Source organism: Flexivirga caeni, assembly GCF_003724155.1.
GTDB classification, from domain to species: Bacteria; Actinomycetota; Actinomycetes; order Actinomycetales; family Dermatophilaceae; genus Flexivirga; species Flexivirga caeni.
The window spans coordinates 120081-138550 of sequence record NZ_RJJQ01000012.1 but is presented as its reverse complement, the minus strand read 5'-3'; the positions used below and the strand labels follow the sequence as shown (position 1 = coordinate 138550).

The 18470-nt window shown below is 68.8% G+C and carries 14 protein-coding genes; 7 read left to right on the top strand and 7 right to left on the bottom strand.

Annotated elements, in window-relative coordinates:
* Window positions 1-99: 99 nt before the first annotated feature.
* Genes EFY87_RS12765 through EFY87_RS12755 form a run of 3 tightly spaced genes read right to left on the bottom strand, consistent with a single transcriptional unit; the run spans window position 100 to window position 4242 of the window.
* Window positions 100-1446 (bottom strand): M16 family metallopeptidase, encoded by a 1347-nt coding sequence (locus tag EFY87_RS12765; protein WP_123271863.1) that lies wholly within the window; start codon window positions 1444-1446, stop codon window positions 100-102.
* Window positions 1446-2720 (bottom strand): M16 family metallopeptidase, encoded by a 1275-nt coding sequence (locus tag EFY87_RS12760; RefSeq protein WP_123271862.1) that lies wholly within the window; start codon window positions 2718-2720, stop codon window positions 1446-1448. Before EFY87_RS12760 ends, EFY87_RS12765 begins: the two co-directional genes overlap by 1 nt.
* A 49-nt stretch (window positions 2721-2769) precedes the next feature.
* Complete coding sequence (locus EFY87_RS12755; RefSeq protein ID WP_123271861.1) at window positions 2770-4242, bottom strand: NAD(P)/FAD-dependent oxidoreductase; 1473 nt, start codon at window positions 4240-4242, stop codon at window positions 2770-2772.
* Window positions 4243-4447: 205 nt separating this feature from the next.
* On the opposite strand from EFY87_RS12755, the gene EFY87_RS12750 reads away from it, so the two are divergent.
* The 5 genes from EFY87_RS12750 (at window position 4448) to EFY87_RS12730 (ending at window position 12509) form a co-directional block, all read left to right on the top strand.
* Window positions 4448-5362 (top strand): FHA domain-containing protein, encoded by a 915-nt coding sequence (locus EFY87_RS12750; RefSeq protein WP_148043323.1) that lies wholly within the window; start codon window positions 4448-4450, stop codon window positions 5360-5362.
* 82 nt (window positions 5363-5444) lie between these two features.
* Window positions 5445-8027: an FHA domain-containing protein gene (locus EFY87_RS12745; RefSeq protein WP_123271859.1), complete on the top strand. Its 2583-nt coding sequence runs from the start codon at window positions 5445-5447 to the stop codon at window positions 8025-8027.
* A 52-nt stretch (window positions 8028-8079) separates the two neighbouring features.
* Window positions 8080-8913 (top strand): LURP-one-related family protein, encoded by an 834-nt coding sequence (locus tag EFY87_RS12740; protein ID WP_123271858.1) that lies wholly within the window; start codon window positions 8080-8082, stop codon window positions 8911-8913.
* A 241-nt stretch (window positions 8914-9154) separates the two neighbouring features.
* Window positions 9155-11209: an iron uptake transporter permease EfeU gene (efeU, locus tag EFY87_RS12735; RefSeq protein ID WP_123271857.1), complete on the top strand. Its 2055-nt coding sequence runs from the start codon at window positions 9155-9157 to the stop codon at window positions 11207-11209.
* Window positions 11210-11315: 106 nt separating this feature from the next.
* Window positions 11316-12509, top strand: coding sequence for a Dyp-type peroxidase (locus EFY87_RS12730; protein WP_245988624.1), 1194 nt, complete (start codon window positions 11316-11318; stop codon window positions 12507-12509).
* Window positions 12510-12882: 373 nt separating this feature from the next.
* Here EFY87_RS12730 and EFY87_RS12725 read toward each other — a convergent pair whose 3' ends face one another.
* Genes EFY87_RS12725 through smpB form a run of 4 tightly spaced genes read right to left on the bottom strand, consistent with a single transcriptional unit; the run spans window position 12883 to window position 16319 of the window.
* The gene (locus tag EFY87_RS12725) at window positions 12883-13695 is read right to left on the bottom strand and encodes an ABC transporter permease (protein WP_123271855.1); all 813 of its coding nucleotides are present in this window, start codon (window positions 13693-13695) and stop codon (window positions 12883-12885) included.
* The gene (locus EFY87_RS12720) at window positions 13692-14678 is read right to left on the bottom strand and encodes an ABC transporter ATP-binding protein (RefSeq protein WP_123271854.1); all 987 of its coding nucleotides are present in this window, start codon (window positions 14676-14678) and stop codon (window positions 13692-13694) included. The genes EFY87_RS12725 and EFY87_RS12720 overlap by 4 nt, the downstream gene beginning before the upstream one ends.
* The gene (locus tag EFY87_RS12715) at window positions 14656-15789 is read right to left on the bottom strand and encodes a LolA family protein (RefSeq protein ID WP_148043322.1); all 1134 of its coding nucleotides are present in this window, start codon (window positions 15787-15789) and stop codon (window positions 14656-14658) included. Before EFY87_RS12715 ends, EFY87_RS12720 begins: the two co-directional genes overlap by 23 nt.
* 23 nt (window positions 15790-15812) lie before the next feature.
* The gene (gene smpB / locus EFY87_RS12710) at window positions 15813-16319 is read right to left on the bottom strand and encodes an SsrA-binding protein SmpB (RefSeq protein ID WP_123271852.1); all 507 of its coding nucleotides are present in this window, start codon (window positions 16317-16319) and stop codon (window positions 15813-15815) included.
* 192 nt (window positions 16320-16511) lie between these two features.
* Between smpB and EFY87_RS12705 the strand changes: the two genes are divergently transcribed.
* Window positions 16512-17936, top strand: coding sequence for an MFS transporter (locus tag EFY87_RS12705; protein WP_220093615.1), 1425 nt, complete (start codon window positions 16512-16514; stop codon window positions 17934-17936).
* Window positions 17933-18352: a universal stress protein gene (locus tag EFY87_RS12700; protein ID WP_123271850.1), complete on the top strand. Its 420-nt coding sequence runs from the start codon at window positions 17933-17935 to the stop codon at window positions 18350-18352. Before EFY87_RS12705 ends, EFY87_RS12700 begins: the two co-directional genes overlap by 4 nt.
* The last annotated feature ends 118 nt before the right edge of the window (window positions 18353-18470 follow it).

Sequence of the window (18470 nt, the reverse complement as noted above, 5' to 3'; positions counted from 1 at the left end):
TCTCACCGTCGCTCGGCGAGGAAGCCGTCATTCGCGGGGATGGGCCCGCGGGGATGGGCCGGGCGCCGCCGGAGCGCGGCGGCTACCCCACCACCTCGACTACTCCACCACCTCGACGTCGCCGATGCCCAGCGCGCGGATCCCGTCCGCGTGCGCCTCGGCGTCGCCCACGAGCACGATGGCGCGCGGCTCGCCGGCCCACCGTGCCCAGGCTGCGTCCAGGTCGTGCGGGGTGAGCGTCGCCAGTTGCTCAAGGTATGACGAAACGAAATCCGTTCCCAGGTCTACGGACTCAAGCAGCGATGCCTCGTCGGCGACCGAGTCCGCCGTCGCATAGCGGGCCGGCGCGGTCTTGCCGATGTAGTCGGTCGCAGCCTGCGTCTCCTCGGCCGTGAAACCGTCACGCACCGCGTCGAGGATCTCCACCGTGAGCCGGGTCGCCTCGACCGTGACGTCGCCGCGCACCGACCCCGACACGACGAAGATGCCACCGACGTCACGCGGCCGGTAGCCGGCCCGGATGCCGTATGTATAACCCTTCTCCTCGCGCAGCACCGCGTCGAGCCGGGCGTTCGGCGAGCCGCCAACCGCGAAACCGACTGCGGGGTATGGCGCCCAGCCCCCCTCCACCCGGCGGTCCGGCCCGAAGAAGCCGAGCTGCAGCTCGGTCTGCACCGCGCCCGGCCGGTGCACGAAACGCACGCGCGTGGGCTCGTCGGCGACGATCGCAACAGGCGAATCATCCTGCGGCGCAACACCTTCCACGGACCAGGAGCCGAGTGTCGACTCCAGGTCGCGCAGCGCCTGCGCCTCGTCGAGCTCGCCTGCGACGACGACTGTGGCGCCCTCCGGTCGCACCCACCGGGAGTGGAACGCGGCGCAGTCCTCCGGCGTGATCCGGGCGACCGTCTCGGCGGTGCCGGCAGCCGCGCGAGCAGCGCGGGACCGGTCGTCGTAGAAAGTCGCGGCCCACTCCAGCGAGGCGCGCGTGTCCGGCGACGCCGACTCGTGCTCGATCTCGGCGAGCCGCTGCCGGACGTGCCGCAACACCTCCGCCTCCGGGAAGGCCGGCTCCTGGAGACACTCGGTCATCAGCGCCCATCCTTGAGCGGATTTGCTTGCCGTTGCTTCGGTTTCGAGAGTGAGGCCGCGCGCGCCATACCCTGCGCCATACGCGATGCCGCTCAGCTCGAAGAGCTCGGCCATCTCGTCGGCCGTGTGGCTGCCCGTGCCCTCGTCCATCGTGCGCGCGACCATCGTGGCGACTCCCTCGATCTCGCGGGGTTCGACCGCGAGCGGTGCCGGCACGAGCAGGCGCGTGGAGGTGATGTGCTGTCCGGGCAGGTTGTAGAGGAGCACGCGGATGCCGTTGCCGAGGCGGTGCTCGCGCGGCACCGGGAACGACCATGGCGCTGCCGGAGTCACCTGCGGACGTTGCTGCACCATCACTGTGCCTCCTTGCGGTAGACCACGACGGCCGCCGACTGCGGGTCGAGATGCGCGGCCGCAGCGTCCGCAATGTCGTCGGCCGTCACCGCCGCGACCTCGTCGAGATAGGTGTTGAGGTGTTCGGGGTCGTCATACAGCAAGGTGCTGCCACTGATCTCGTCGGCGCGCTCCCCCGGCTGGGCCAGGCTCTGCAGCCACCAGCGCTCGACATCCGCTGTGACTGCTCCCATTTCGCTCGATGTCGGCGGCTCCGTGGCGAGGCGGCGCAGCTCCTCGCCGATCGCCTCCTCGACGCGCTCGACCGCCACGCCATCGGCAACGTCCGCGATGAACGCCCCCATCGACGTGCCTGCCACCCGGCCTCCGGCGTTGCGCGAGACATGCGTCACCAGCTGATCGCGCCGCACCAGCCGCCGGTAGAGACGCGAAGTGGCGAGCCCGGCCAGCACGTCGAAGCTCAGATCGGCGCGCACGAAGTCCGGCGTGCCCCCTGCGGGCAGCCGGAAACCCAGATAGAGCCGGTTCGCGGGCACCGCGTCCGCCCGCTCGAACCGGCCGGGCTCCGTCAGGGGTGGCAGCGGCGGCGGAAGCTCGGCGCGCAGCGGCTCATCCGGATTGGTCAGTTCGCCGAAATATTTTGCGGCAAGGCCGAATCCGGCCTCACCGTCGATGTCGCCGACAAGCGTCAGCACGGTGTTGTCGGGCCGGTAATGACGGCTGTAGAACTCGCGCACATCGGACAGCGACGCGGCGTCCAGATCGTCCATCGAGCCGATCGTCGTGTGGTGGTAGGGGTGGCCGTCCGGGAAGACGAGCGCGGTGAGCTCGGCATATGCCGTGCCGTAGGGCACGTTGTCGTAGCGCTGCCGCTTCTCCTCTTTCACCACGTCGCGCTGGTTGTCGAGGTTGTCCTGGGTGAGAGCGGGCAGCAGCCGGCCGTGCCGGTCCGCTTCCAGCCAGAGCGCCAGCTCGAGCGCCCCCGTCGGCACCACCTCGAAGTAGTTGGTGCGATCGACCCAGGTGGTCGCGTTCAGCTGTGCGCCCTGGGCGAGCAGCGCCGCGAAGTGCTCACCCTCCGCGACGTGCTCCGACCCCTGGAACATCAGGTGCTCGAAGAGATGGGCCAGTCCGGTGCGCCCGGGCTGCTCGTGGCGGGAGCCGACGCCCACCCAGAGATTGACTGCGACGGTCGGCACCGCGTGGTCGGCGGAGACGACGACGCGCAGTCCGTTGTCGAGGCGACGGGTCGCGATCGGGTAGTGGGGCCGCATGGCCGCTCACCCTACGACGCGAGTGGCGCAGCCGCTGCGCGGGATTCCCTCACGACCTGTCGTCCGCCGCCGGCGCAGCGTCTCCCCCGTGGTCCGGCACCTCGGAGCGTCCGGTGCCCAGTAAGACCCTGGGCGGGTACGACGAGCCGAGTCTCTCCAGCGCGCCGCGCGCGAAGATCTGCTGCTGTGTCGCCGTACGTTCGCCCCGCGAACTCCCGAGGAAGGACACCGCCCAGTGGAAGAACGTGGTGACCTGACTCTTGAATCCGATGATGTACCAAAGGTGTACGGCCAGCCACATGACCCAGGCCGGGAAGCCGGACACGCGCAGCTTCCCGACACTGGCCACGGCGCTGAACCGTGAGATGGTGGCCATCGAGCCCTTGTCGACGTAACGGAACCTCGGCCCGGCCGGCTCTCCCTTCAGCTGCCGCATGATCTGTTCGGCGGCATACTTCCCGCCCTGTATGGCGACCTGCGCCACCCCCGGGAGGTTGTCCAACGAGATCATGTCGCCGACGACATACACCTCGGGATGGCCGGGCAGGGTCAGGTCGGGGTTGACCTTGATCCGGCCGGAGCGGTCGAGCTCGGCCCCGGTCTGCTCGCTCAGCGTCGCGCCGAGACTGCTCGCCTGGACCCCGGCGGCCCACACCTTCGTGAGCGCCGGCACGCGCTCGGTCGTGCCGTCGGAGCGGCGGTATTCGACGCCCTGAGCGTCGACGCCGACGACCATCGCTCCGAGGCGCACGTCGACGCCCATCTTCTGCAGCCGCTGCTGCGCCTTCGTGCCCAGGTGCGAGCCGAAGCTGGCCAGCACCTGGTCGGCGCCGTCGAGCAGGATGATGCGGGCGTCCTCGGACGCGATGTGGCGGAAGTCGCGCGGCAAGGTGCGGGCGGACAGTTCCGCGATCTGGCCGGCCATCTCGACACCGGTCGGTCCGGCGCCCACCACGACGAAGGTCATCAGCGCGGGCACGTCCTTGCTGCGGCCGGAAGCGGCTGCCAACTCGGCAAGTTCGAAAGCGCCGAAGATGCGGGCGCGCAACTCCAGTGCGTCGTCGATGCTCTTCATGCCGGGCGCGAACTCACCGAATTCGTCGTGCCCGAAGTAGGACTGTCCCGCCCCGGCCGCGACGATCAGCGAGTCGTAGCCGTAGGTCGTCTCGACGCCGAGCGTCGTCGAGGTGACGGTCCGCGCCGTCAGGTCGATCTCGGTGACCGTGCCGAACGCGACTTCGACGTTCTGCTGCTTGGCCAGCACTTCGCGGGTGGCCGGCGCGATCAGCCCTTCGGACAGGATGCCGGTAGCAACCTGGTAGAGCAGCGGCTGGAACAGGTGATAGGCGGTCGACGAAATCAGCGTCACGTCGACGTCCGCTCCGTCGAACGTGCGCGCGGCGAAGAGACCGCCGAAGCCGGACCCGATGATGACCACCCGTGGTCGTCCGGTCTGCCCGTGATCACGGGCGGGTGGCTGCGCGACTGCGGGCGGCGTGCTGGTCGTGATGGGCTGGCTCATCGGGACCTTCTTCCGGTCGACGGGTTCGACGGCGCTGCGTCCAGGCTAGTCAGCGCCACCGGCCTCGGCGTACGCAACCTTCGACCGTCGAGGGTTACGTCGCGTATGACGCCCCGCGCCATACGCGAGCCTTCGACCGTCGAGGGATACGCCGGGCGCAGGTTAGGCTGATGACCGGCGTGTGTCGATTCCGTTGGAGGCCCTGATGAGCTACCCCCAAGACCCCTCGCAGAACCAGCAGCAGTGGGGTCGGCCGGCATACCCCGGGCAGCAGGGCCAGGGGTATGACGCAGGATCCCCGCAATCCGCGCCGGCAGGCGAGCCGCAGCAGTGGAACCAGCAGCAGTGGGGCGCGCCCGCGCAGGCCGGCGGCTCGTGGAATGACGGCCCGGCTGCGCCGCAGCAACCTGCCGCCCCGCAGCAGCCCGCACCGGCGCGTCCGCAACCCGCCGCCCCGGCCCAGATCGATTGGCAGTCCGGACCACCGCAGCCGTCCCAGGCGCCCTGGCGCGGCCCAGACCCGTGGGCCCAGCCGGCGCACCCGGCACCATCGAGTGAACAGTGGGTCGCCGCCGGCACCGCACAGACGGCCCAGGAAGTCGCCGAGCAGTGGCGTTCGGCCCAGCCCGCCACCCCGGTCGCCGAACCTCAGTCGGCACCTGTCGACGAACCGCGGCATACCGCCCCCGCGCCCGAGCCTGAGGCGAACCCCGTCATGGACCTGCAGCCGCCGGCCCCGCAGCCGCAGGCCCCCGAACCCAGCCAGCAGCAGTGGCCCTCCTACGACGCGCCGGCGCAGCACGCGCCAGTGAACGAAGCCGCGACGGTCACGACGCCGGCGGTCGCCGAGCCGCCCGCCGGACAGCAGGACGAGCCCGAGGCGCTGACCATCGGCCGCGGCCGCGACAACTCGATCGTGCTGGACGACATGCTGGTCTCGCGCCAGCACGTGCGGATCACCGCCGACCCGGCCGGGCTGGTGTTGGAAGATCTGGGCAGCCGCAATGGAACCTATGTCAACGGGCGACGCGTCGAACGCACGCATCTGTCGGAGGGCGACCGCATCGGCGTCGGCGCGGCCACCTTCGAAGTCCGCGACGGCTGGCTGCTCAACGTCTGAACCGCCCGCCTTCGCTAAGGTGCGCAACGGGAAGGGCCAGCACTGACGCTGCGCCGCATCGAAACAGCAAGGGGCAGCAGCCATCGCTACCAACTTCGCCGTCAACGTCTCGTGCGAGGGGCGCGCGATTCCGCTCGAATCCGGCCGCACCATCGTGGTCGGGCGCGGACTCGACTGTGACCTGGTGATCACCGACGCCCTCGCGTCCCGCCGGCACGCCGAGCTGCGCCTGGACGGCACCCAGCTCACCATCACCGACCTGGGCAGCTCGAACGGCACCTTCCTGGACGGGAGCCGGATCAGCGCGCCCATGGCCGTCGGCCCGGGCAGCAGCGTGCGAATCGGCGGCGCGGCCGGTCCGCAGTTGCGCTTCGAGGCAGCACCGCGCGGCGCGGCGGTCCGCACACCACCGGTCACCGGTGGTCAGCGCCAGCTGCCCGGCTCGGCCGGTGCCGCGGCATCCCTCCCGGCCCACGCGGGCGCAGCCCCGTCACAGGCAAGTGCTGCTCGTATGCCGACCGCCCCGACGACGCAGCGGCCGCCCGTCCGCAAGCAGCGGGTGGCGCTGCCGAGCACTCCCAGCAACACCGGCGTGGTGTTCGACCGCTTCCAGTTGCCCAGCGGACCGATCGAGCAACGCGCACCCGTCTCGGCGTCCGGCCACGCCACGGTGACCGGCTCCGTGCCGCAAGTGATGCCGGTCGAGCCCGCTCCCAGCGGTGGGCGTGGCGGTGCGATCACCATCGGCCGGGGCCTGGAGAACCAGATCGTCCTGGACGACCTGCTCGCATCGCGGCAGCACGCCCGGCTGGTTCCGTCGCACGGCGGATTCGACGTGCAGGACCTCGGCAGCCGCAACGGCACCTACGTCAACGGTCAACGGGTCAACGCCGGGCACCTCGGCGAAGGAGACCTGCTCGCCGTCGGCCACTCGCGCTTCACGGTGCGCCAGGGCCAGCTCGTCGCGAGCGTCGACGAAGGCGACGTCAACTTCGTCGCGAACCACCTGACCTTCACGCTGCCGGACGGCAAGAAGCTGCTGGACGACGTGTCGTTCGCACTCGAAGGCTCGAGCCTGCTGGCGATCATCGGGCCCTCGGGCGCGGGCAAGTCGACCATGCTCAAGGCATTGATCGGCTCGCAGCCGGCCACCGAGGGCGAGGTCTACTACGACGGCCGAGACCTCTACCAGAACTTCCAGGACCTGCGGCACCGCATCGGCGTCGTCCCGCAGGACGACGTCGTCCACCGGCAGCTGACCGTCCAGCAGGCACTGCGCTTCGCGGCCGAGCTGCGTTTCCCCGACGACTTGCCCGCCGAGCTGCGCAACCAGCGGGTCGACGAGGTGATGGCCGAGCTCGGTCTCACCGAGCACGCGCAGACCCGGGTCGACAAGCTGTCCGGCGGCCAGCGCAAACGCACCTCGGTCGCGCTGGAGTTGCTGACCCAGCCGTCACTGCTCTTCCTGGACGAGCCGACGTCCGGCCTCGACCCAGGCCTGGACAAGCAGGTCATGCAGACCCTGCGCCAGCTGGCCGACGGAGGACGCACGGTCGGCGTGATCACGCACAGCGTCGCCAACCTCAACGTGTGCGACAAGGTGCTGCTGCTCGCGCCGGGCGGCAAGGTCGCCTATTTCGGGCCGCCGAACGAGCTGCTCTCCTTCTTCGGCGCGGACGACTTCGCCGACGTGTTCACCTCGGTGAGCACCGACCCGAACGGCGCGCAGCAGCGCTTCAAGGACTCCCCGCTGGAGTCCGAACAGGTCGAAGGCCCGCTGAGCGCGCCGCGCCGGGAGCCGCCGCCGCTGGAGAAGCCGCCGCGGCAGCAGAGCATCCCGTCCCAGTTGTCGACGCTGGCGCGGCGACACGTGCGCGTCATACTCGCCGACCGTGGGTATTCGATCTTCATGCTCGTGCTGCCCATCGCGCTCGCGCTCGTCGCGATGCTGGTGCCCGGCAGCTACGGCCTGAAACAACAGCCGCCGATCGGGCGCGACCCCGGCGATGTGCACTACCACACCACCGAACCGTTGCAGTTGCTGGTCTTCCTGATCATCGGGGCGGTCTTCATGGGCACTGCGGCGACGATCCGCGAACTGGTCGGCGAACGCGCGATCTACAACCGCGAGCGCGCGGTCGGTCTCTCGCCACAGGCCTACCTGGCGGGCAAGCTGACCATCTTCGGGGTGCTCACCCTGCTGCAGTCCATTCTGATGGTGGCGCTGGTCAGCATCCGCAAACCGATGCCGGACAGCGCAATTCTGCTGGGCTCCCCGATGGTGGAGATCATTCTGATGTGCTGGCTTACCGCGTTTGCCGCGGCGTCACTCGGGTTGCTGCTCTCGAGTGTGGTGAAGACCTCCGAGCAGGCCATGCCGGCCCTGGTCATCTCGATCATGGCGCAGCTGGCGCTGTGTGGCGGGCTCTTCCCGGTCAACGGCCGGGTCGGCCTGGAGCAGCTGTCCTGGCTGACGCCCGCCCGATGGGGTTTCGCCGGCACCGCAGCAACGACGGACGTCACCAAGATCCTTGCCTCCCAGACGGATTCGCTGTGGAAGCATTCGGCCGGCGTGTTCGTCCTGGAGATCGTGATGCTCCTGGTGCTGACTGCTGTGTATGCCGTGTTCACCCAGTGGCGGCTGACCCGCAAGGCGACCGACTGACTCCGTCCGCACCACCCCGTCCCCGCTTCACCCCGTCACCCGAGGAAGCACCATGACCGCACAGCCCCCGAACTCCACGCCACCCGGCTGGTATGCCGACCCGCGCGACAACCGCATGGTCCGCTGGTGGGACGGCACCCAGTGGACCGATCACCAGCAGCCGGCCCAGCAACCCGCCCAACCGAATCAGCCCGCACAGCAAGTGCATTCGCCGGGTTTCGCGCAGGGGTATGGCGACCAGACGTTCGGCGGCCACGCCACCGGGCAGGTCGGCGGGACGGTCAGCGACGGCAGCCGCAACGTCTTCACCGAAGGTGTCATCATCGTCAGCCAGAAGCGCAAGCTGATCGAGCTGACCAACGAATACTTCGTCTACGGTCAGGACGGCGCGCAGATCGGTGCGGTGGCCGAGATCGGTCAGAGCACCGCGCGCAAGGCGTTGCGCTTCGTGAGCAACCTCGACCAGTTCCTCACCCATCGCCTGGAGGTTCGCGACACCACCGGCCACCCGCTGCTGGTGCTCACCCGGCCTGGGAAGGTCTTCAAGTCGACGGTCATCGTGTCCGCTCCGAATGGGTCCGAGATCGGCCGGCTGGTGCAGCAGAACGTCTTCGGCAAGATCCGCTTCGGGCTGCAGGCCGGTGGCAAGGACGTCGGCACCCTCAACGCCGAGAACTGGCGCGCCTGGAACTTCGCCCTGCTCGACGCGCAGGGCGCCGAGGTCGGCCGGATCACCAAGACCTGGGAGGGCCTGCTCACGACGATGTTCACGACGGCCGACAATTACGTCGTGCACATCCGGCCGGACCTCCCGGACCCGTTGCGGTCCCTCGCAGTGGCGGCCGCGCTGACCGTGGACACCGCGCTGAAACAGGACTCCAACTGACGAACTCCGCGGTATGCCGGCACGCTCCCCGACATACCGCCTCCTACCGTGAATGACGGCTTCTTCGCCGAGAGACGGCGAGATCACACCGTCGCTCGCCGAGGAAGCCGTCACTCACCGGGCGGGCAACACCCGGTGAGTGACGTGGCCCACGTTGATTCAGCGGTTTTACAGGTAACTTACAGCAGATTCACACCGCAGTTGGTCAGGCGCAGGGTTAGGTTCGGTTTACCTTAGTTTAGTGAACTGGGCAGACGCCATACCCAACCTGTTGATCGGTCTCCGGGAGGGGCTTGAGGCCGGACTCGTCGTCAGCATCCTACTCGCCGCGGTGCAGAAGGCACCTGCGGCGGCCGACGGTACGACCGTACGCACGCGGCCGGTGTGGCTGGGCGTGCTGGGCGCCGTCTGCACGGCGATCTGCTTCGCCGCAGTGCTGACCTACTCGACCGAAGTGCTGTCCAGCAGCGCGCAGGAGGCGGTCGGCGGCCTGCTCAGCGTCCTCGCGGTGGTGCTCATCACCTCGATGATCTTCTGGATGAAGCGCACCGCGCGCACCCTGTCCGGGAAGCTGAAGGGCGAGGTCAGCCGAGCCCTCGCGATCGGCGCCGGCGCCCTCACTCTGACGGCCTTCCTCGCCGTCGGCCGCGAGGGTCTGGAGACCACACTCTTCATCTGGACCGCGGCGAAGGCGTCCGGCTCGACCGTCGCCCCGCTACTCGGCGCCCTCGTCGGACTGGCGATCGCCGTGCTGTTGTGCTGGCTGCTCTGTCGCCGGGCAGTGAAGATCAACCTCGGAGTCTTCTTCAACCGCACCGCGATTGCGCTCATCGTCATCGCCGCGGGCGTCCTCGCCTACGGGCTCGGCGACCTGCAGGACGCGGGCTGGCTGCCCGGCGCCCGGTGGATCGCCTTCGACCTGTCTGCGCACATCGACCCGACCAGCTGGTGGGTGACGCTGATCAGTGGTGTCACCGAACTGACCCCGCGAATGACGGTCCTGCAGGTCGTCTGCTGGGTGGTCTACCTCGCCGTCGTCCTGCCCGCCTTCCTGCTCTTCACCGGGACGGCCGCCGCGCCCGCCGACGACGCGAGCGAGGAACCCGGCCGGTGGGAGCGCCTGGTCGGAACCCATGTCTGGTCCGTGGCGACCGCGTTGATCGTGACGCCCATCGTGGTCGCGGCGGCCGTCATCGCGGTGATCCCCCGCGCCGCCGCCAGCACCACGACCTCCGTCCGTGTCGACAAGACACACTGCGGAGCGGACTGGACGTCCGGCCACTCCGGGACGCAGACCTTCCAGGTCACCAACTCCACCAGCCACGCCGGCGAGATCAACCTGGACAACTCCTCGGGAGCCGTGGTCGCCGAGATCGAGACTCTCGGCCCCGCCACCACCGCCGCGATGAGTGCGAGCCTGACGCCGGGCACCTACCAGTTCGTGTGCCTGATGGCCGGCGGCGCCCTGCGCGGCCCGCAGGTGCAGGTCACCGGGAAATCGAGCGAGTCGGCCACCCTTGCCTTCAAACCGGTCACGCTCGCGGACATCACCGCGCCAAACAAGGAGTACCAGGTGTATGCCGCGGGCGTGCTCCGGCAGCTGCGCACCGACGCCGGCACCCTGCGATCGGACTTGGCGGCCGGGAACACCGCCGCCGCGAAGCGTGCCTGGCTCACAGCGCAACTGGACTGGGAGCGGGTCGGGGCGTCATACGACAGCTTCGGCGACGAAGGCCTTGCCGTGGATGGGCTGCCGGACGGATACGTGCACGGCGTGAACGACCCCCAGTTCACCGGCCTGCACCGCATCGAATACTGGCTCTACCACGGCGCGTCACCGAAATCACTGGTGCCTGTGGCTGATCGGCTGCTCACGGACATCGGCACCGTGCAGCACAAGCTGACCACGGACGACGAGGCGGGCAATCCCACCAACCTGCCGCTGCGCGTGCACGAGATCATCGAGGACGCGCTGCGTGATCACCTTTCGGGGCTCGACGACCCGGGCGCGCACGCGGCATACGCGATGACCTACGCCGACACCCAGGTCGACGAGGTGGTGCTGACCGAGGTCGCGCCGCTGGTGCAGGAGCGCGACCCGGGGCTCGTGAGCACGGCCCGCAGCGAGCTGGCCACCTTGCAGCACGCGCTCGACGCCGCCAAGGTGAACGGCCACTGGGCGAGCCTGACAGGCACGCCCCTGGCCAAACGGCAGGCCGTGAATGGCGCGATCGGGCAGCTGCTGGAGACGCTGTCCGTCGAGCCGAACCTGCTCGAGGTTCCACCGGCGCATTGACCGAAACACGCTCCGCAACAACATTATTCGACGAGCACGACCAGATGGGACAGAGAGAGCAATGGCTGTTAGCAGGCGCGGGTTCTTAAGCGGGGGCGCGGCAGGTGTGGCGGGGACTGCCCTCGCTGGCGGACTCCTGATCGGCGGCTCGCGTGCCGATGCCCGGGCGGCCGGCACGCAGGGCCCGAAGACGCACGCGACCTATCCGTTCCACGGCGAGCACCAGTCGGGGATCCTGACGCCGGGACCGAGCGACAAGCAGGACTTCACCGGCGTCGTGGCGTATGACGTCGTCAGCGGCACTTCGCGCGCGGGGCTCCAGGACCTGCTCAAGACGCTGACCACGCGCGGCCGCATGCTGACGGCCGGGGGTGCTTTTCCGGACCTCGGACCGAGTCAAACCCCTGCGGACAGTGACGTCCTGGGACCGAACGTGCCTGCCGACGGGCTGACCGTAGCGGTTGGCTTCGGCGCGACGCTCTTCGACGACCGCTTCGGCCTCGCTGGCCGGAAGCCGTTGAAACTGAAGGAGATGCCGCCCTTCCCCAATGACTCGCTCGACCCGGCGTGGTTGCACGGCGACCTGCTCGTGCAGTTCTGCGCGAACCACCCCGACGCGGTGCATCACGCGATGCGGGACGTGGCCCGCCATACCCGTGGGGCGATCCAGCCACGCTGGAAGATCGAGGGCTACAGCTCGCCCCCGAGGCCGAGCGGGACCAGCCGGAACCTGTTGGGGTTCAAGGACGGCACCGCGAACCCAACCGGTTCGCTCGCGCCGGACCTGGTGTGGGTCTACGACCCGAAAGAGCCGGCGTGGGCACAAGGCGGCACCTACCAGGTGGTGCGGCTGATCCGGATGCTGGTGGAATTCTGGGACCGGGTGTCGATCAACGAGCAGGAAACGATGTTCGGCCGGCGCCGCGACTCCGGCGCCCCACTGGACGGGACCTCCGAGTTCGACGCTCCCAACTACAAGAAGGACCCCGACGGCAATGTGATCCCACTGAATTCGCACATCCGGCTGGCCAACCCCCGGACGCACGCCACCGCCGACCAGCGGATGATCCGGCGCTCATACAACTACGACCTCGGCATCGACCTCAACGGCAACATGCAGGCCGGGCACATCTTCATCGCCTACCAGCAGGACCTGGAGCGGCAGTTCGAAACCGTGCAGCGTCGGCTGATCAACGAGCCCCTGATCGACTACGTGCAGCCGTTCGGCGGCGGCTACTTCTTCGTCCCGCCCGCCGCCCGCGACGCTTCCGACCACCTCGGGAGTGGGTTGTTCGTCTGAGGGTGGTCGCGCGTGGGGCCGCGGCGCCCAGAACTGCGACGGCTGTCCCGAGTGGTCAGTCACTCGCGAGTTCGCCCGGTCGTACTCGCAAGTAACTGACCACTCGGGTCTCAAATTTATGACGCGGGCAGCTAGGGCGGGCAGTTGCGGACCCGAAAGCCCGGTTCGCGTGCACAAGTGGCAACGGTCGCCGGTTGAACACGCGGATCCGCGCTGAGAGTGTCCCCAAGGCGCGACGGTCGCGAGTCCGGGACGCAAATCCGGAGTGAGAGTGTCCCCAAAGCGCGACGGTCGCGAGTCCGGGACAGGAACGGCGCCGATTCCCGTCCCCAGCCTCCGACGGTCGAGGTCTACGTATGACGCGGCGGTGCGCTCAGGTGGTGATGTCCTTGCCGTCGAAGCGGGCCCAGGCGGCGAGGAGGCACACCACGGCATACCCGAGGTCGACCGACAGCCCGCGCCATACCCCGCCCCAGTCGGCGGGGTCACGCATCAGGTCGGCGAAGGCGGCCCAATGGTCGACAAGCAGCCAGGGATGCAGCCAGCCGAGTTGCGGCACCGCGTCGAGCACCCACATGGCCGCGGTCAGCACCATCGTCGCGACGGTCGCGGCGATCGGCTGCGTGGTGAGCGTCGACACGAAGAGCCCGAGCGCCGCGAGGGAGCTCATGCCGAGCGCGACATACACCGTGCTCACGAACAGCCGCAGCAACCCGGCGCCGAGGGAGATCTGAGTGCCGGACAGGGTGGTCAGCGATCCGGTGCCGAAAATCGCCATACCGACGAGAGCGCCGACGACCGCGACAGTGAAGACGGCCACGAACGCACCGAAGACCAGCCCGAAGTACTTCACCGCCAGCACCCGGCTGCGGCCGGCCGGCACGGTGAGCAGGTAGCGCAGCGTGCCGGTGTGCGCCTCCCCCGCGATCGCGTCACCGCTGACCATCGAGATCGCCAGCGGCAGGAAGAGTGTCAACTGCAACGTCAGTGCCGCGAACGCGACGAAGACGCCGTTGCCGACGATGTCGTCGATGAAGCTCGGCGGACCGCCACCGCGCGGGTTGGACTCGGTGAGACGTACAGCGATCGCGAGCAGGATCGGCACCGCGGCGAGCACCGCGAGACCGGCCTGGTTGCGCCGGCGCCCGGCGATCAGCCGCATTTCGGAGCGAGCGAAGCGCATCATGAACGCACCTCGAAGCCCTCGCCAGTGAGTGAGACGTAGAGGTCCTCCAGGCTCGGCCGGTCGACGGTGAAGCGCCGCACCGGCACATCGGCGGCGACGAGAGCGCGCACCAGATCCTCGGGCGCCAGGTCCTCGGAGGGTATGCCGGAGACAGTCTCATCGCCCGAAACCAGCTGGGAAACCGGCAGTTTCGCGAGTACAGCCGCCGCCCGGGCCGGGTCGGGGGTGCCGAGGTGCAGCCGCGCGGTCCGGGTCGCGCGCAAGTCGTCGATGCTGCCCTGCGCGACCAGCTTCCCGGCGCTCATCACGCCGATGTGCGTGCAGATCTGCTGGATCTCGGCGAGCAGGTGACTGGAGACCAGCACCGAGATGCCGTCGGATGCGAGCTCCGAGACCAGGTGCCGCACCTCGCGGGTGCCCTGCGGGTCGAGTCCGTTCGTCGGCTCGTCGAGCACCAGCAGATCGCGCGGTGCGAGCAGTGCGGCCGCGATCGCGAGCCGTTGCTTCATGCCCAGCGAATAGGCACCGAATCGCTTGTTCGCGGCCGGGGTGAGCCCGACCCGGTCCAGCGCCGCATCGATCCGGGACGCCGCGGTGCGGGCATCCGACCGCGCATCCGCAGCGTCGAGACGCCGCAGGTTGGCCCGGCCGGACAGGTGCGGGTGGAATGCGGGACCTTCGATGAGCGAGCCCACGCGGTGCAACGCCGCGGTGAGTTCCTCCGGCATGGGGTGGCCCAGGATGTCGTGGTCACCGCTGGTCGGCCGGACCAGTCCCAGCAGCATCCGGATCGTGGTCGTCTTGCCCGAACCGTTGGGCCCGAGGAAGCCATAGACGCCGCCGCTCGGCACACGTAGGTCGATGCCGTCGACCGCTCGTTGGGACCCGAAAATCTTTGTCAGACCACGGGTTTCGACTGCGTAGCCCGAGACCGCCGACGCCGGCGCGTCGGGTGCGGGGTCAGCCTCGACCGAGGGCGGCATACAGGCTGGCAGCGGGGACGGCGCCGATCGCGTAGCGGCCGTCGTCGGTGAGCACCACGTTGACCAGCGACGTGCTCAGCAGATGCCCGCTCCCCCACGAACCGGACACGGAGGGCAGCATGCGCAAGACGTCACGTTCCTTCGCGGCGCCGGACGTCGCGTGCGCAGGCAGTTTGCCGACGAGCACACTCGCCCAGTCCTTGCCGACCAGCTGCGGTGCGCTGAACCCCGAGGGTCGCGTGTGCCCGGCCTTCGTCGACGGATTGACGGTCTTCACGCTCGCGCCTGCAGGGGGCCTGAACGCGAAGACGCTCGCGGACGGACGCTGATAGCTGATCGACGAGAACCCCACGTTGACAGCCGGTTTCGCGGCTCCCTTGGCGAAGATCTCGGTGCGCAGCGGCGTGAAGTTGGCGGCGTCGAAGGCGATGCGGATCGAGCCGATGGTGGTGCCGCTCGTCTTCGGCGTGAGCACGAGCTGATAAGCCGCCCGCCCCGCGATGCGTTCGTTGCTGTCGGTGGTCACCTGGGTGCTCGGGTCGAGCATGCGCAACGCGAACGCTGCGACACCCTCCGGGGTGGACAACTGCTGCGCCATACCTGGTGTGATCGCCTGCCGTGAGCCGGGCTCGGCGTGCACCGGACCCGTGCGGCGCGGCGGTGTCGAGGTGAGCGAGCCGCCCGGCACGTGCAGCACCGATTTGTCCGAGCTCTGCCACAGCCACAGCCCCGAGGAATTGGCCACCAGGTCGGTCTCGGCGGAGTCGCCGAGCAGGGCGATGCGGCCGGAGGTCTTGCCGTCATACCAGACCTTGGCGGTGTGGGTGCCGCTCAGCAGGCCGAGCGGCGAGGCGCTGTCGTCGGCTCCCGTCATACCTTCCGGCAGCTGCGGCAGGCCGAGCGAAGCAGTTGCCTTGACGGTGCCACTGAGCGCGTGCGGCGTTGCCCCTTGCAGATCGACCAGCAGTTGCTGTGCGGTCTTGGGTGGCAGCGAGACGGCGGCGTTGGCCGGCCAATGTGCAGCGAGCTGACTGCCGGCGATGATCACCGCCAAGGCGGCGCCGGGCGCCACCCAGCGAAGGACGGGACGACGAGCAAGAATCGCGCTCATCTGTCCAGTGTAAGTCGCAGTGGCTATTGCCGATGGGCGCGGCGTACGGCGTGCGACATCGCCCGCTCCGCCTCGCGGTTGTCCTGCCGTTCGCGCAACGCCTGCCGCTTGTCGTACTGCCGCTTGCCCTTCGCGAGCGCGATCTCGACCTTCACCCGGCCGTTCACGAAGTAGAGCGACAACGGGATGAGCGTGTGCCCCGCCTCCTGCGACTTGCCGATCAGCTTGTCGATCTCGTGCCGGTGCATGAGCAGTTTGCGGCGCCGACGAGTGGCGTGGTTGGTCCAGTTGCCATTGATGTATTCGGGGATGTGAACGTTCTCCAGCCAGAGTTCGCCGTGCCGCGCGTCGGCATACCCGTCGACGAGCGAGGCGCGTCCCATGCGCAGGCTTTTCACTTCGGTGCCGGTCAGCACCAGGCCGGCCTCGATGGTGTCCTCGATCAGGTAGTCGTGCCGCGCCTTGCGGTTGCTCGCCACGACCTTCTTGGCCGGCTCGTCCTTGGCGGACTTCTTCGCTTTCGTGGCCATTCGTCCATTCTACGGAGGGCTGGCAACGGATTTTGTATGGCGCCCGGCGGCGATCTGCCGGATGGGCGTAGCCCGGTCCAGGAGGCGCTGTGGCCCTGCCAGGCGGGATGTCTTCCATTGTTCATGTGCAGTGCATGACGATGTTGCTGTTTGTGGAGGATGGTTCCAGGGTCCGTCGACAGCCTGCACGACGTGTCTACTTCATTGAGTGATGTGCCCGGGCTCGCCGCGCTGGACAGCTCTCGGCCTACGCGGTTCCAGTTCAAGATCATGTTCGTGTCGGGTATGGGGTTTTTCACCGACGCCTATGACTTGTTCGTGATCGGTGTGGTGGTCAGCCTGCTGAAAACGCAGTGGCATCTGTCCACCAACCAGGTGTCCTTGCTGAATTCCGCCACCCTGGTCGCCTCGGCGGCGGGTGCGATCATCTTCGGCCGGATCGCCGACGTGCTCGGCCGGAAGCGGATCTACGGTTACGAGGTGCTCGTCCTGGCCGCGGGCGCCATCGCGTCCGCGCTCGCGCCCGGGTATGTCGCCCTGCTGATCTTCCGGATCGTCCTGGGCATCGGCGTGGGAGGTGACTACCCGGTGTCAGCGACCATCATGAGCGAATACTCCGGCAAGGCCAGCCGCGGCAGAATGGTCGGCTTGGTCTTCGCGATGCAAGGCGCCGGGCTGGTGTTCGGGCCGCTGCTGGCCTCGGCGTTGCTGGCCTCTGGCCTGTCGCACGAGTTGATCTGGCGACTGCTGCTGGGGTTCGGCGCCATCCCGGGGCTGGCGGTGTTCTACCTGCGCCGCCAGATCCAGGAGACACCACGATTCGCGCTGGCCGGCGGGGTGGCGCAGGAAGCCGAAGCCGCAATCGCGGCAGCCACCGGCCAGTCATCGGACGCACCAGCCCCTGCTGAGTCGACGGCGCGGGTGCACGAGGGTGCCCTGACGGGTGCGCTGATGCTCTTCTCCAGTACGCGGCTGGTCAAGTGGCTGATCGGCACCGCGCTGGGCTGGGCGCTGCTGGACTTTGCCTACTACGGCAACTCCATCTCCAGCCCCGCGGTCCTGAAGCTGCTCAGCCCGCACGCGAGCCTGCTGCAGAACACGCTGCTGCAACTGGCGATCTTCGCGGTTTTCGCGTTGCCGGGCTACGCGCTGGCGATTTGGCTCATGGACCGGATCGGTCGCCGCACCATCCAACTGCTCGGCTTCGCGATGATGGCGGTGGCGTTCTTTCTCATCGCCGCGGTGCCGTCGGTCGTGCAGACCGCCGCCACCTTCCTGCTGCTGTACGGGATCAGCTATCTGTTCAGCGAGTTCGGTCCCAACACCACGACCTTCGTCTACCCAGCAGAGATCTTCCCGGTCCAGGTTCGCACCACCGGCCACGGCATTTCCGCGGCTGCAGGCAAGATCGGGGCATGCGTCGGGGCCTACCTGTTCCCGCAGATGCTCGCGTCGTCAATGGGCATCCGCGGCGCCGAACTGGTCGCCGGGTTCGTGTCCCTCGCTGGGTTGGTCGTGACCGCCATCTGTCTGCCGGAGCCGAAGGGCCGTACCTTGGAAGAACTGACCGAGCTGAGCATGGCCAAGCACCACGAGTCACAGGCGGTGGCAGCATGAGCAACCAGCGGATCGTTGTGGGCGTCGATGGGTCCCAGCACTCGCTCGCCGCTCTGGCCTGGTCGTTGCAGCACGCGCACCTGCTCGGGTGGCCGGTGCGGGCCGTGTATGCGTGGCAGATGCCGATGATCGCCGTACCCGGCGCCTTCGATCCGGGCCAGATGCAGGATGCAGCGGCCGCGGAGCTGGTGCGCAACGTCTCCCGCATCGCTCCGACACCGAGTGTCCCGATCGAGTTGTCCACTGCGCAAGGTGACCCCACGGAGAGTCTGATCGCGGCCTGCGCCGACGCACAACTGCTCGTGGTCGGGACCCGGGGACGGTCGCCATTCCGGGGGCTGCTGCTCGGATCGGTGAGCCAGGGCTGCGCCGCAGGTGCGCCGTGCCCGGTGGTCACGGTCCGAGACGACGGCTGACCACGGCTGGCAGGGTTCACGCGGCGCTGGTGATTTCGTGACGCGGGTCCGGCGGTGATGCGCGGGGGTCACGGGGTAGCTGTCGGCCGACGGGACGACGCTGGCGGCCGGCCGGTTG